This is a genomic window from Telluribacter sp., from assembly GCF_035998675.1.
Lineage (GTDB): Bacteria > Bacteroidota > Bacteroidia > Cytophagales > Spirosomataceae > Telluribacter.
In genome coordinates, this window is record NZ_DASYHI010000020.1 from 191,842 (window position 1) to 204,949 (window position 13,108).

At 47.8% G+C, this 13,108-nt stretch carries 13 protein-coding genes; 6 read left to right on the forward strand and 7 right to left on the reverse strand.

Annotated elements, in window-relative coordinates; translation table 11 throughout:
- Positions 1–4: 4 nt before the first annotated feature.
- The 3 genes from ispG to VGN67_RS14920 all read right to left on the reverse strand — a co-directional run bounded on the left by ispG (position 5) and on the right by VGN67_RS14920 (position 4,448).
- A complete protein-coding gene (gene ispG / locus VGN67_RS14910) occupies positions 5–2,023 on the reverse strand; it encodes a (E)-4-hydroxy-3-methylbut-2-enyl-diphosphate synthase (protein ID WP_327487655.1) in 2,019 nt (672 codons plus the stop codon).
- 111 nt (positions 2,024–2,134) lie between these two features.
- Positions 2,135–3,217 carry a galactokinase family protein gene (locus VGN67_RS14915; RefSeq protein ID WP_327487656.1) on the reverse strand — a complete coding sequence of 361 codons (1,083 nt, stop codon included), beginning with the start codon at positions 3,215–3,217 and terminating at the stop codon, positions 2,135–2,137.
- Positions 3,218–3,221: 4 nt separating this feature from the next.
- Positions 3,222–4,448 (reverse strand): sugar MFS transporter, encoded by a 1,227-nt coding sequence (locus VGN67_RS14920; protein WP_327487657.1) that lies wholly within the window; start codon positions 4,446–4,448, stop codon positions 3,222–3,224.
- A 484-nt stretch (positions 4,449–4,932) separates the two neighbouring features.
- Between VGN67_RS14920 and VGN67_RS14925 the strand changes: the two genes are divergently transcribed.
- The 3 genes from VGN67_RS14925 to VGN67_RS14935 all read left to right on the forward strand — a co-directional run bounded on the left by VGN67_RS14925 (position 4,933) and on the right by VGN67_RS14935 (position 6,769).
- Complete coding sequence (locus VGN67_RS14925) at positions 4,933–5,352, forward strand: 6-pyruvoyl trahydropterin synthase family protein (protein WP_327487658.1); 420 nt, start codon at positions 4,933–4,935, stop codon at positions 5,350–5,352.
- On the forward strand, positions 5,312–6,001 hold the full coding sequence (gene folE / locus VGN67_RS14930; protein ID WP_327487659.1) for a GTP cyclohydrolase I FolE: 690 nt from the start codon (positions 5,312–5,314) through the stop codon (positions 5,999–6,001). Before VGN67_RS14925 ends, folE begins: the two co-directional genes overlap by 41 nt.
- A gap of 63 nt (positions 6,002–6,064) precedes the next feature.
- On the forward strand, positions 6,065–6,769 hold the full coding sequence (locus VGN67_RS14935; protein ID WP_327487660.1) for an SDR family oxidoreductase: 705 nt from the start codon (positions 6,065–6,067) through the stop codon (positions 6,767–6,769).
- A gap of 58 nt (positions 6,770–6,827) precedes the next feature.
- Here VGN67_RS14935 and VGN67_RS14940 read toward each other — a convergent pair whose 3' ends face one another.
- Together VGN67_RS14940 and VGN67_RS14945 are read right to left on the reverse strand one after the other, a co-directional pair.
- Complete coding sequence (locus tag VGN67_RS14940) at positions 6,828–7,757, reverse strand: sugar phosphate isomerase/epimerase family protein (RefSeq protein ID WP_327487661.1); 930 nt, start codon at positions 7,755–7,757, stop codon at positions 6,828–6,830.
- Between the two features lie 63 nt (positions 7,758–7,820).
- The gene (locus tag VGN67_RS14945) at positions 7,821–8,843 is read right to left on the reverse strand and encodes a cation diffusion facilitator family transporter (RefSeq protein ID WP_327487662.1); all 1,023 of its coding nucleotides are present in this window, start codon (positions 8,841–8,843) and stop codon (positions 7,821–7,823) included.
- A 45-nt stretch (positions 8,844–8,888) separates the two neighbouring features.
- Here VGN67_RS14945 and VGN67_RS14950 point away from each other — a divergent pair, with 45 nt between their 5' ends.
- Together VGN67_RS14950 and VGN67_RS14955 are read left to right on the forward strand one after the other, a co-directional pair.
- A complete protein-coding gene (locus VGN67_RS14950; protein ID WP_327487663.1) occupies positions 8,889–9,434 on the forward strand; it encodes an NUDIX hydrolase in 546 nt (181 codons plus the stop codon).
- Positions 9,431–10,048 (forward strand): LysE family translocator, encoded by a 618-nt coding sequence (locus VGN67_RS14955; protein WP_327487664.1) that lies wholly within the window; start codon positions 9,431–9,433, stop codon positions 10,046–10,048. Before VGN67_RS14950 ends, VGN67_RS14955 begins: the two co-directional genes overlap by 4 nt.
- 72 nt (positions 10,049–10,120) lie before the next feature.
- On the opposite strand, the gene VGN67_RS14960 is transcribed toward VGN67_RS14955, so the two are convergent.
- Both VGN67_RS14960 and surE read right to left on the reverse strand, forming a co-directional pair.
- Positions 10,121–11,680, reverse strand: a complete 1,560-nt coding sequence (locus tag VGN67_RS14960; RefSeq protein WP_327487665.1) for a GH3 family domain-containing protein — start codon at positions 11,678–11,680, stop codon at positions 10,121–10,123.
- Between the two features lie 50 nt (positions 11,681–11,730).
- Entirely contained in the window at positions 11,731–12,528 is a 798-nt protein-coding gene (surE, locus tag VGN67_RS14965; RefSeq protein WP_327487666.1) for a 5'/3'-nucleotidase SurE, read from the reverse strand.
- Between the two features lie 72 nt (positions 12,529–12,600).
- Between surE and VGN67_RS14970 the strand changes: the two genes are divergently transcribed.
- Positions 12,601–13,098, forward strand: a complete 498-nt coding sequence (locus tag VGN67_RS14970; RefSeq protein ID WP_327487667.1) for a GNAT family N-acetyltransferase — start codon at positions 12,601–12,603, stop codon at positions 13,096–13,098.
- Positions 13,099–13,108 lie beyond the last annotated feature (10 nt).

Here is a 13,108-nt window from a genome sequence, read left to right on the forward strand (position 1 = left end):
AGGTTTAGGCAGGGAAAGGTTCCTCTATGGCCTCAGGATCTATCCACCGGCCATCTTCCTTTATTAGTCCAATGAGTTCATCCACCGCTTTACTGGCCGTAACGGAGCGTTTAATAACCTGCTGGCCCCGGTACAGGGCAATCTTGTCTTTTCCCATGCCAACGTAGCCGTAGTCGGCGTCAGCCATTTCACCGGGACCATTTACAATACAGCCCATAATACCGATCTTGACTCCTTTCAGATGTTCGGTATGCTTCCGGATCATGGCGGTTGTTTCCTGAAGGTCAAACAAAGTACGTCCGCAGGAAGGACAGGAAATATATTCGGTCTTGGACATGCGCGTACGGGCCGCCTGCAGTATGCCAAATCCGACGCTGTTGTAGGTACTAAAGATTTTTAATTTTTCGGATTTGTCGGCCTCCGCCAGGTACTCCGGAGTTAGTATCAATCCATCTCCCAGGCCATCAATCAATAAACCACCAATATCAGTCGCTGAATAAAGCACCATTTTGTCCCCCAGTCTGGCCGGAAAGCTACGTTGAACCACAACAGGTACCTGTAGGTCCAGTTGAATTAACCGGAAGAAAAGCCGACGCATTTCGGGCATGGCGTGCTGGTTGTCAGACCGAAGTACAAGTATTACGTTGGGGTTATTACCAAGGCCGGACAAAAAAGCGTTATCAAAGGTGTGTATATCTCCGCAGATAAAATTCAATACCGGACTCACTTCCCCGGGCTGAGAATCCTGCCACTCCGCCGTAGTCAGCAGTGGAAATGTATGTACCTTATCGGGATGACCGAGCCACTCTTTATAGTTAATAATTTCTTTCAGGCCATTGGGTAACATAAAAGGAACAGGGGTACTTCCCGAATAAATATAGTCAGCTCCCTGGTCATTCATGCGCCATTTGTCGGGTACCGGCAGGAAAAAATGGCCAATGCTGCGCAGGTCTTCGTGCTGTTCGACGGTAAGTCGGGAGTAATCGGCGATAATCCGGGGTACATTGCTTCCTCCAATATTCAGGACTTCCCGGGTTTCCCGGCGGCTATGCTGAAAGGGGTCAATAGGTACCTGCTCAATGGGGGGAATAAAGGCATGCGGAGCGCGGGTCGTGTACCGCTCAATAAGGTCACGTGCTACGGGCGCTTCGTTTTCGGGGGCCTCGGTCAGCGAAACGCGTACTGTATCACCCAGGCCGTCTTCCAGCAAAGTACCTATGCCAACCGCTGACTTGATCCGGCCATCTTCCGCTTCCCCGGCTTCGGTCACTCCCAGGTGTAAGGGGTAGGGCTTAAGGCCTTCTTCGTCCAGTCGTTGTACCAGTAGCCGGTACGCCTGTACCATTACCTGGGTATTACTGGACTTCATCGAAAGAACAATATCTGAATAGTTGAACTCCTCGCAGATGCGCAGGAACTCCAGGGCCGATTCCACCATTCCCAAAGGGGTATCGCCGTAGCGACTTAATATCCGGTCAGAAAGCGAACCGTGGTTGGTACCTATCCGCATGGCGGTACCGTATTCTTTACAGATTTTTATCAGGGGAATGAATTTCTCCCGGATGCGCTCCAGTTCGGCGGCGTAGGAGGCATCCGTATAATCAATGAGTTCAAATCGTTTGCGGTCGGCGTAATTACCAGGATTGATTCGAACCTTTTCGACAATACGGGCGGCCAGTTCGGCGGCATTGGGTGTAAAGTGGATATCAGCAATGAGAGGTACCTGAATCCCCCGCTGGCGGAGCTCTTTTCTGATGTTTTCCAGGTTCTGCGCTTCCTTGACGCTGGGGGCCGTAATCCGAACATACTCACAGCCCGCTTCGACCATCCGGATTACCTGCTCGACCGACCCCTTAGTATCCATGGTGTCCACGGTGGTCATGGACTGCACCCTAATGGGATAGTCAGACCCCATCGGTACATCGCCAATCCGGACCGAAATGGTTTTCCGGCGGGTGTATTCAGTTAGGGAAGGACAATAAAGCTTGGATTTTACGTCAGATAGGGCGGCTGTCGTTGTCATCGGGTTATTTTTAATAGGAATTTGAATGAATTCAACACAAAGGTAATCGAATCATTTCCTTACCTTATAAACCCACTGTACAAATTAAATGTTCGGCTCGGAGGCCATTTTTTAGGCTTCCCGGCGGGTGCCTTCGTCAACGGTAATTATGTAGCTTTTTCCCCCGACTTTCTCGATGGCTTCGGCTACTTCTTCGGCCCTGGTCGGGGCGTATACAAACATGCAGCCACCGCCACCGGAGCCGTTTATTTTACCACCCAGCGCACCGGAAGCCAGGGCCGCGTCCATCATGCGTTCTATTTTTTGGGTAGAAGTACGCTTATGGTCCCGGAGGTTGAGGTAATGCTGATACAGCAGTTTTCCAAAATGAGCATCCGTAGTTTTCTGTTGTCCGGCCCCGGCGGGTCTGGCAAGTAGTTCTTTTCCCTCCCGAAGTATATCGCGGTCCTCCAGATTGGCCTTAAGTAAGGCGGTCTCGTCCTTCGAAAGGAGAGTACGGTACTCCTCCACCTGCCTTGCTGGCGTCGAAAATATAGAAAAAGAAGGATCGTAATTTTTTACTTTATCAATCACTGCTTCCATACCGTAGCGGCAGCGGGCCAAAATACCCAGGGTATCTTTGGGTTCCAGCGAATCACCCAGGACAAAGGTACCTAATATAGGAGTGAGGGCTTCCACCTGAATAGCCGGCGTGGATTCCAGATAAATAACCTGGCCAATGGCCGTTGAATAGTGGTCCATCATGCCGCCCGGCTCCCCAAACTCCAGTACTTCGGCGGCATTGGCTATTTCACCCAGTTCCTTGGGACTAAAATGGGCAGGATTGTCACTGAGCTGATCCAGAAAATGCGCCCAACTGACAATCAGGGCCGAAGAGCTGGAGGTACCCGAGTTAATCGGGATATTACCCCGAATGGTACCTTCCAGTCCGCTGGAAAAGCGGAGGCCCCGGCGTTTCAGGACATTGATGGTACTTTTAAAATAATCTCTTTGTTTGCCATACTGCTCCGTTTCTGATAGGCTGAACTCTTCCGTTTGACCCAGGTCGGGCAGATGCAGAAGTACCCGGTCGTCAGCACGTTTGGTTCCCTCAATCTGGATGCGGCGCGAAATGGCCGCGGCAATAACCGGAAGCCCCAGGTAGTCCTGGTGCTCTCCGAAAAAACAAATGCGGCCGGGCGTGGAAATATTCATAAGACTACCAGCTGTGCTTTTTATGACCGGCTATGGCGTAATAAAGTATGAACAGGTACAGCGGTACCATCATCCAATAAGCCTGCTGGGTACTTCCGATGGAATCGGCAGTGGCACCATAAACAATGGGAAGGATGGCTCCGCCCGAAATACCCATAATGAGTAGTGCGGCACCGGTCTTCATAAATTTGCCCAATCCCGCAATGGCCAGGGGCCAGATAGCACCCCACATAATGGCATGCGCTAAACCCAGTATGGCAATGCAAAGCACCGACACAAATCCGGTAGTGGTGGCCGCAACAATGGTAACGACGATCCCCAGAATAGCCGAGAACCTGAGCCACACCTGCTGGGAAACAAATTTGGGAATAAGGATAATACCCAGAGTATAACCAAACATCATGGCCCATAGGGTATAGGTACCAAACAAGCGGGCGTCTTCTTCGGGAAAGCCCAGGGATACACCATAGGCAATAATGGTATCACCGGCTATTACTTCTACGCCTACGTAACAAAAAAGAGCGATAACCCCCAGTACAAGGTTAGGGAATTGAAACACACTTGTTTTTTTGGTTGGCGCAACGCCCGCTTCGTCCACTATCGGATTTTCTTCTTCTTCATCCACTTCGGGTAGCCCTTTCGAAAGGCGAATCAATAAGGCCAGACCAACCAGCACCGCCGTCAGGACCAGGTAAGGACCTACTACCTTATCAAGCTCTTCTTCCTGCGTGGTAGCCGTAGCGCCCGAGAGGAGGAGCCCGCCAAACACCACCTGACTGATAATACCGGCTCCTTTGTTGGCCAGCCCCATGAAACTAATGCGCTGGGCGGCGCTTTCGCGCGGGCCCAGTATGGTTACGTACGGGTTAATGGCCGTCTGCAGGACCGTCAGGCCAATGCCGATGGAGAACAGCCCGATCAGAAACATGGGGTAGGAGGCCATTTTGGCGGCGGGTGCAAAAATAATAGTACCCACGGCCATAACCAGTAACCCCACCGACATGCCGTTCTTGAATCCTACCTTTTTTAGGACATAGGAAGAAGGAATGGCCATGAGGGTATAAGAGATGAAAAAAGCAAAGGTTACCAAGTAGGAACTGGTGTTGTCGAGATTAAAGGCTTTCTGGAAGAAAGCAATGAGGGTACCATTTACCCAGGTTATAAAACCCAGGATGAAGAATAAAATACCAATGATGATAAGCGGACCTGCGTAACTGTTTTTTGGGGCCATGGGAAGGTTTAGGTAAATAGTAATGAATATTTTTAGCTGCTTACTGCCTGTGGACTGACTGTGGGCGAACTTTGTCCAGATTTATTGGGTTTTTACAGTACACAACTGACCTGAAAATGGTGGCTGGGGCAGCCGAAATGGATTGAGAAAATAAAGCCAGGTCATGCAAGTGGAAACATTAAGTTGGGAATTGCAATTTAACAGCAATAAAGCGAATAGTAAATTATTTTAATAAAATTATAAATCGCAAATCAGCTGCTTGAAATGCAGGGCTTTACCTTCTAATTTTTGAGGGAAAGCTTGTAAAACCCAAGCATTGTTTAAATATTTTTAAATAAAGTTAAACAAAAGTAAAGGGGCTGCTGTTGATTACTTGCCCTTATTCTTCAAAGAACAACAAAAATTGTTCTGAGGCTTTAAGTGTGTTGTACACAAACTCTGTAACGACATTTAAGGCAATTATTTAGACTCAAACCTGGAATCAATGACAGAAAATCGAGTGGCGGTGTTTCGCAAGGAGAATTTTAACGCGGCACACCGGCTTCACAACCCTGACTGGTCGGACGAAAAAAATGCCCGGATTTTTGGGAAATGCAACAACCCCCACTACCACGGCCATAATTACGACCTGATTGTGCAGGTTACGGGAGCTGTTGATCCCGAAACCGGTTATGTGTTTGACATGAAAATCCTGAGCGACCTGATAAAAGAACAGGTACTTGACCGATTTGACCACAAAAACCTGAATCTGGATACTCGTGAGTTCCGGAACCTCAACCCCTCGGCTGAAAACATCGCCATTGTCATCTATAAATTATTAAGAGATAAAATTGACACTACACTCGATTTGAAAATAAGATTATATGAAACAGAACGGAACTTCGTTGAATACCCCGTCCACTGAAACACCGGACTTTGAGGAATTAGGGAATGACCACGCCATGACCTCATTCGATACCCCACTGCGGGTTGATGCCTTTGCCATGGATGATGAACTTAAGATTGAACTCATCGGAAAGCATTTCCGGCATATAATGGAAATTATGGGGCTGGATTTGACCGATGATAGTTTGAAGGGTACTCCCCAACGCGTGGCCAAAATGTACGTAAAGGAGGTTTTCAGTGGCCTTAATCCAGAAAACAAGCCTAGTGTTACCCTGTTTGAGAATAAGTATAAATACGACCAGATGCTGGTCGAAAAGGATATTACTGTTTTCTCCAATTGTGAACATCATTTTGTACCTATATACGGGAAAGCCCACATTGCTTACATTTCCAGCGGAAAGGTAATCGGGTTATCCAAACTGAACCGGATTGTGCAGTACTACGCCAAGCGCCCCCAGGTACAGGAACGATTGACAGTCCAGATTGCCAATGAACTTAAGGAAGCGCTACAAACCGAGGATGTGGCGGTGGTGATTGATGCCAAACACATGTGTGTACATTCGCGGGGAATTCAGGATACGGGTAGCTCAACCACTACCTCTTATTACGGGGGTAAGTTTGAAAAAGACGAGACCCGAAGGGAGTTTCTAACGTATATTGGTTTATAAGAAATTCTAAAAAATCCGGAAGCACCCCTTCCGGATTTTTTTTACCCTAAACTAACCATGGTCATGTCTAACTTTACCGGAAGAAATTACCTTGTTTTTGGGGCCAGCTCGGGAATTGGTTTGGAGATTGCCCAGCGCCTCCTGAAACAGGGAGCCAATTTGTACGTAGCAGGTCGCACCCAACCTCCACTTTCTGCGCAGTACCTGCCCTGGGACGCTGAAAACCCTGATTCAACTGTTTTTGATGCACTACCCGAGGTACTTCACGGCCTGGTGTACTGTCCGGGTACTATAAACCTAAAACCTTTTTCCCGGTTTACGCTGGAAGACTTCAGTAAAGACTTTCAGATAAATACCCTGGGAGCGGTAGCCGCCCTGCTGCCTACCATTTCCCGCCTCAGGAAAGCCGAGGGTGCCGGCGTGGTGTTTTTCAGTACCGTGGCCGCCCGTACCGGTATGAGTTTTCATACGTCCATTGCTACGGCCAAGGCGGCCCTGGAGGGTCTTATGGTATCGTTGGCGGCCGAATATGCTTCGTCGCTTATCCGTTTCAACGCCGTAGCTCCTTCATTGACTAATACGCCACTGGCCGCCCAGCTACTTTCTTCTGAGGAAAAAAGGGAGGCTTCGGCCAAGCGCCATCCAATGAAGCGCTACGGTACTCCGGCTGACCTGGCTCAGGCCGCACTTTATCTTTTGAGTGAAGAGGCCTCCTGGGTAACCGGTCAGGTACTGGGGGTTGACGGAGGAATGGGAAAACTCAAATAAAAAATGGCTGGATAGTGTAAAGACTATCCAGCCACCTGGTATTAACTAAATTTTCTGGTTACGATACAATCTGACCCACACGCTCGAGCAGAGCCTTGGTAGCTTTTATACCGTCGTATTCGGAAAGCGTACTTCCTTCGTATTCAATACCGGCGATTCCCTTGAAACCACTGTCCTTTACAATTTTCATCATTTTTACGTAGTCAATTTCTGACTCGTTGCCATTGGCGTCGAAGTTGTGGGTCTTGGCACTTACGCCCTTGGCGTAGGGCATCAGTTCTTTTACTCCTTTATAACGGTCGTACTCGTTGGCACATTCGCGTCCGCCAGCCTTGCGGTCAATGCAGAAGTTGCCAAAGTCGGGGAGGGTACCTACGTTTTTCATACCAACCTGCTTCATAACACCGGCCAGCCACTCACCATTGGAAGAATACCCACCGTGGTTTTCAACAATCACGTTAATTCCGGTTTTACTCGCGAATTCGCCCAGCTTACTCAGACCGTCCACGGCAGCCTTGCCTACCTCTTCAGCAGTACCTTTGCCATAGGCATTGACCCGGATGGTTTTACAACCCAGGTACTTGGCGGCTTCCACCCATTTGTAGTGATTTTCAACGGCTTTGTTACGGGCAGCCTCGTCCAGTTCGGCCATTCCTCCTTCACCATCAATCATAATCAGGTGGTTTTTTATTCCGTTATCCTTGCAACGTTTCAGGAGGTCGTTCAGATAAGCCGTATCATTAGCTTTATCCTTAAAAAACTGGTTTACGTACTCAACTATACCTATTCCAAACTCTTTGCGAGCCAGTTCCGGAAAATCAAGATTGCTTAATTTATTACCAAACAGGGCTTTGTGAAGTGACCACTCGGCCAGAGATATTTCGTAAAACATCTTTTTGGCGGGTTCGGCCCAGATATCGGTCATGGTGGTAGTGGCCAAAGCGGTTGCTCCTACCTTTTTAAGGAAATCACGTCTTGAATAATCCATTTTGAAATAGTTGATATAAGTACTTATGAAACTAAGGATTAAAAGCTGGATAGCAGCCACTTTCTAATTACTGAGTTTCTGTTTTTTTATTTTCGCTTCCAGGAACAACTTTTGGTTTTTTACCAGATTCACCACATCCCAGTCTATTTCCTGCTCAAAGGCGTGGGTCCGGAAGGGGCAGTCGGCCAGCTGACAGGTATGGCAACATTCGGGCAGGCAGGGGTCCGAGTGGACAAAAATTTCCGTTTCGCCGGGATGTTCCCCTTTCAGTATGTTTTCGAATTCGTGGATGACTTCGTGTACTTCGTGCAACTGCCAGTAGTAGGGTAGGGTCAGGTGGCAGTCAATGTGAAGGTCGGAGCCGTACTGTTGCACCCGCAGGTTATGTACATCCACCCAAAACGGTTTTTTATGGTCGCGGATGGTCTGCACCACTTTTTCCATCAGGGTAATATCACTTTCATCCATCAGGCCTGCCACCGACTTCCTGACCATCCGCAGGCCACTGTAGGCTATAATAAGGCCAAAAAACAGCGAGGCTACACTGTCAATCCAGACCCGGCCGGTAAGCATGACCAGCCCCACACTCACCAGTAACAGTACACTACTCAGGCCATCAGAAAGCAAATGCCGACCATCGGCGGTCAGGGCCAGGGAATTAAGCCGGGTACCTTCCTTGAGGAGCAAAAATCCAATTCCCCCGTTTACGATAATGGTGAAAAATATGATTATTGAACCACTGGTCAGATTTTGTAAGTCAGTAGGATTTAAAAGCCGTTGAATGGCCTCATAACCAATAAACAGAGAGGCAATAATTATTAAGGCTCCCTCAAATCCGGCGGAGAAAAATTCTACTTTGCCGTGACCATAGGGATGATTCTGATCTTTGGGGAGCGAAGCTAGCCGGATACTATAAAACGCAAACCCACTCGCAATAACATTGATGATTGACTCAAGGGCGTCGCTCAGAATGGCATTGGAATCGGTCAGGAAAAAAGCGAAAAACTTAACCCCCGTCAGGACCAGGCTGGCCACAAAAGACAGCAGGATCAGGCGTTGTTTGCGCTTATTTTGGTTTATTTGCATTTCAAAACGGATTATGAATACAAAAGTACTAAGAAAATACGGGGAATGAAGACCGAAAACAACTGGAAAACCCTTACCTCAAAAACGGTATACGAAAATCCCTGGATTGAAATTCAGCACCGGGACGTACTTAACCCCGCCGGAAAGGAGGGGATTTACGGTGTGGTGAAATTTAAGAATAAGGCCATTGGAATAGTACCACTGGATGAGCAGGGGAATATTTACCTGGTGGGCCAGTACCGGTACACGCTGGATGAATATTCGTGGGAAATACCCGAAGGGGGAGGCCCACTGCACGAAGATCCACTGGAAGCTGCCAAACGGGAACTGAAAGAAGAAACTGGTCTGCTGGCTGCTACCTGGACCTCATTGGCTCGTATACATACTTCCAACTCAGCCACAGACGAAGAAGGATTTCTTTTCCTGGCCGAAGAACTTACGCAGCATGAGCAGGAACCCGAAGAGACCGAGGAGCTTCAGGTCCAAAAGGTACCTCTAAGTGAAGCAGTAAACATGGTTATGCGCTCGGAGATTACGGATGCCCTGGCGGTGGCCGCAATTCTGATGGTGGCACGATTGAAAGGGATATGATAGGAGCTATATTCTACGGGTTTATTACGGGGGTACTTCTTTGTTTTACGTTTGGGACGGTATTTTTCTCTCTGGTTCAAAACAGTGTGGACAACGGCTTTCGTAGTGGCGTAAAGATTGCCTTCGGTGTACTGGTTTGTGATGCCATCTTTGTGTTTTTTGCCATTTTTGGTACCACCCTGCTTCCATCCATTGAAGGATTTGAGAAAGCGATGGCGGGAATAGGTATCCTGTTCCTGTTAATTCTGGGTATAGCCAACCTGATTAAAGGGCAACCCAAGATAGTTTATCCTAAGACCCGTTTTGGTAACTTCCTGTACTACTTCTCTACGGGCTTTCTATTGAATGGTTTAAATCCGGTCAATTTTATCAGTTGGGTAACTATCGCTACCTATATACGCAGCAATCTGAACTATACCATGAGCCAGGTAATAGTTTTCTTTGTAGTAAGTTTGGTAGCTGTTTTCCTGACCGAATCATTGATTGCGGGTTTCGCGCATAAGTTGAAAAGGCTCTTTACTCCCCGAACCGTTACCGTCTTTAATAAGGTGACGGGGGTAGTGTTCGTTTTCATTGCTTTTCAAATCCTGTATATAAATTTCCTGAAGGGATAAGTACTAAAAACTACCGGCCACCAAAAGTGAAGTAAACTCACTTTTGGTGGCCGGTATGATATAATCCTCTGTTTATTTTAGGTAGTTATTATTCCTGAGGTAGCTTTCCCAATCGTCGATCAAGTTTTTCTTGAATACCCGGGGGAATTTGTGTTGGCCACCCATTTTGCCTTTGGAGGCCATCCAGCCGTAAAATGCTGAGTTAGGAAGTACCGTCACAAAAATATCTTTCAACGCGTGTTTGCGCTCTACTGCGTAGTCGTCATTAAGTACTTTCAGCTTTTCGTCCAGCTTTACTTTTAAGGCTTCGGGGTCAACGGCATTGTCGGTACCTATGTACCAGTGGTGGGCAAACAGGGATTCGTGGGCAATACCAGCGACGGTAAATTCCTTCACTGAAATCCCCAAATCCTCCGAAACCAGATCAATGGCTTTGTTCATGTTATCTACCGAAAGATGCTCGCCGCATAAGCTCAGGTAATGTTTGGTCCGGCCCGTGATCACAATCTCGGCTTTGGCTTTATCTACAAACCTGACCGTATCGCCAATCAAGTACCGCCAGGCGCCCGAACAGGTGGATAGCAGGAGCGCGTACTCTTTTCCTTCCTGGACTTCGTGGATCATCAGCGTTTCCGGATTTTCTACCAGTCCACCGTCCGAGTCAAAATTCTTTTCGTTAAAGGGCACAAATTCAAAGAAAATCCCATTGTCCAGCACCAGCTGCATACCCGGGGCACCCGGACGGCTCTGGTAGGCAATAAACCCTTCGGAAGCCAGGTAGGTGTCAATGTAGGTAATGGGTCGGGCCAGTAGCTTTTCAAACCCCTTCCGGTAGGGCTCAAACGACACGCCCCCGTGACCGAAAACCTGAAGACTGGGCCAGATATCGTGGATGGTTTCCAGCTTGTAGTGCTCAATAATTTTCTCCATCAGAAGCTGAATCCAGGCCGGTACTCCCACTATGAACCCAATGTCCCAGTCTTTGGCTGCCAGGGTTATTTCCTGCAATTTGAGAGCCCAGTCCTTTTCGGCTGCTATTTTCTGTCCGGGTTTGTAGTAAGGCCTGAACCAGAACGGAATTTGACTAGCGTTAATTCCGCTCAGGTCTCCTTCAAAATGGCTTCCTCTTGGGTTTAAATCCGTACTGCCTCCCAGCATCAGGAATCCTTTTTCGTACAATTTATCGGGAAGGTCTTCGTAGCGGCCCAGCGACAGGATTTGTCGGATACTGGTCTTTTGCATGGCCTTGGACATGGCCTTAGTGACCGGTATGTACTTGGAAGCCGCTTCGGAAGTACCTGAACTCAGGGCAAAGTACTTGATTTTGCCCGGCCAGCAGATATTCTTTTCACCATTGAGCGAACGGTGCCACCACTCGTTATAAATTTTATTGTAGTCGTGTACCGGTACCGATTTCTTGTATTTCTCGTAAAAGTCGTATGGTTTACCAAATAAGGCACTGCTTAGTACATCTTCAAACCGGTTCTTTACGCCAAACTCGGTGTACCTGGCCTTGGCTAAAAGTTTTGACAGGGTCTTTTTCTGCTGCTTGAAAGCGTTTATTTTCTTACGACTGGCTACGATGTTCCCGAACCGGATGCCTCTTTTGAGCAAACTTCCTACAATTGCCATAGCTTTTTTCGTTGCGTACTTTTTTGTTGTACTTGCCTAAATAACTGGTCCTATAAGCCCCAGGAAGAAATATTATCCAGGACTTCATACGAAGTAAGGTCATATTTACAAGGTACTACTGATACGTACCCCTGTTTAAGCGCCCACTCGTCGGTATCTTCCTTGTCGTGGTCGTAATTTACAAATTCACCCGCCATCCAGAAATAGCCGCGGCCGTAGGGGTCTTTTCGGTAGTCAAATTTTTCCTGCCACTTGGCGTGGGCTTGCCGACAAACTTTTATTCCTTTGATGGGTCCATTGTCAATTGATGGGATATTGACATTAAGAGCTACTCCTTTGGGAATGCCATTTTGTAACGCAGCCCGGGTTATGGCTAGTACATACTCACCCACGTGACTAAAATCTGCTTCCAGGCGGTAGTCGCACAGGGAGAATCCAATGGCCGGAATTCCTTCCACCGCCGCCTCAATGGCCGCTGACATGGTACCCGAATATAATACGCTTATAGAGCTGTTACTGCCGTGGTTGATTCCGCTTACCACCAGGTCCGGAGCCCGATCCTTGAGCACGTAACATTTGGCAAGTTTAACGCAGTCGGCGGGGGTACCTGAGCATTCGTATTCATCAACCTCGTCAAATATTTCGGTTGAATAAAGGCGGAGTGGTTCGCCGATGGTAATGGCATGCCCCATGCCTGATTGCGGACTATTGGGAGCTACTACCACTACTTCACCAAGCGTTTGCATGAGTTCTACCAGTGTGCGGATACCTAACGACGTTATTCCATCGTCGTTACTAACAAGTATTAGTGGTCTTTTAGTTGTTGATTCTGAGCTATTTACATCCATTTTTTGGTAATATTTCGTAACTAATGTCCGTATCGCCCATATTTGCAGTACGGATTGCCAAATTTACGTATTATGACCTCATTCGCAATAAAAACAGCCACAGTTGAGGATATTCCTTTGATTATCACTATTCAGGAACAAACCTGGGAGCCTACGTACCGCCAAATTCTTTCCTGGGAGCAGATTGATTATATGTTTGCGCTTATGTATTCTCCGGAGTCACTTTATAAGCAGATTCAGGAGTTAGGTCATACCTTTTTAATCCTTTCCGAGCAGGAAAAGTACCTGGGTTTTGCCTCTTTTTCCAGGGTGGAAGAGTCCGTCTTTAAGCTTCATAAAATATATGTACTGCCCGAAAGTCAGGGAACGGGTAGCGGCTCCTACCTACTGGAAAAGGTAGAAGAGTGCGTCAGGGAGTTGGGGGCCGAACGGTTAACGCTGAACGTAAATCGGTTCAACAAAGCCCGGTACTTTTACGAAAAGAAAGGGTTCAGGATAGTGCAGGAGGAGGATATTGCCATTGGCCCCTACTGGATGAACGACTACCTGTTGGAAAAAACCTGGGTATGAACTTGGCTCA

Excerpts from the sequence above, each read along its gene's own strand:
- ispG (WP_327487655.1), bottom strand. The coding sequence starts at position 2,023 with ATGACAACGACAGCCGCCCTATCTGACGTAAAATCCAAGCTTTATTGT.
- VGN67_RS14915 (WP_327487656.1), bottom strand. The coding sequence starts at position 3,217 with ATGAATATTTCCACGCCCGGCCGCATTTGTTTTTTCGGAGAGCACCAG.
- VGN67_RS14920 (WP_327487657.1), bottom strand. The coding sequence starts at position 4,448 with ATGGCCCCAAAAAACAGTTACGCAGGTCCGCTTATCATCATTGGTATT.
- VGN67_RS14925 (WP_327487658.1), top strand. The coding sequence starts at position 4,933 with ATGACAGAAAATCGAGTGGCGGTGTTTCGCAAGGAGAATTTTAACGCG.
- folE (WP_327487659.1), top strand. The coding sequence starts at position 5,312 with ATGAAACAGAACGGAACTTCGTTGAATACCCCGTCCACTGAAACACCG.
- VGN67_RS14935 (WP_327487660.1), top strand. The coding sequence starts at position 6,065 with ATGTCTAACTTTACCGGAAGAAATTACCTTGTTTTTGGGGCCAGCTCG.
- VGN67_RS14940 (WP_327487661.1), bottom strand. The coding sequence starts at position 7,757 with ATGGATTATTCAAGACGTGATTTCCTTAAAAAGGTAGGAGCAACCGCT.
- VGN67_RS14945 (WP_327487662.1), bottom strand. The coding sequence starts at position 8,843 with ATGCAAATAAACCAAAATAAGCGCAAACAACGCCTGATCCTGCTGTCT.
- VGN67_RS14950 (WP_327487663.1), top strand. The coding sequence starts at position 8,889 with ATGAAGACCGAAAACAACTGGAAAACCCTTACCTCAAAAACGGTATAC.
- VGN67_RS14955 (WP_327487664.1), top strand. The coding sequence starts at position 9,431 with ATGATAGGAGCTATATTCTACGGGTTTATTACGGGGGTACTTCTTTGT.
- VGN67_RS14960 (WP_327487665.1), bottom strand. The coding sequence starts at position 11,680 with ATGGCAATTGTAGGAAGTTTGCTCAAAAGAGGCATCCGGTTCGGGAAC.
- surE (WP_327487666.1), bottom strand. The coding sequence starts at position 12,528 with ATGGATGTAAATAGCTCAGAATCAACAACTAAAAGACCACTAATACTT.
- VGN67_RS14970 (WP_327487667.1), top strand. The coding sequence starts at position 12,601 with ATGACCTCATTCGCAATAAAAACAGCCACAGTTGAGGATATTCCTTTG.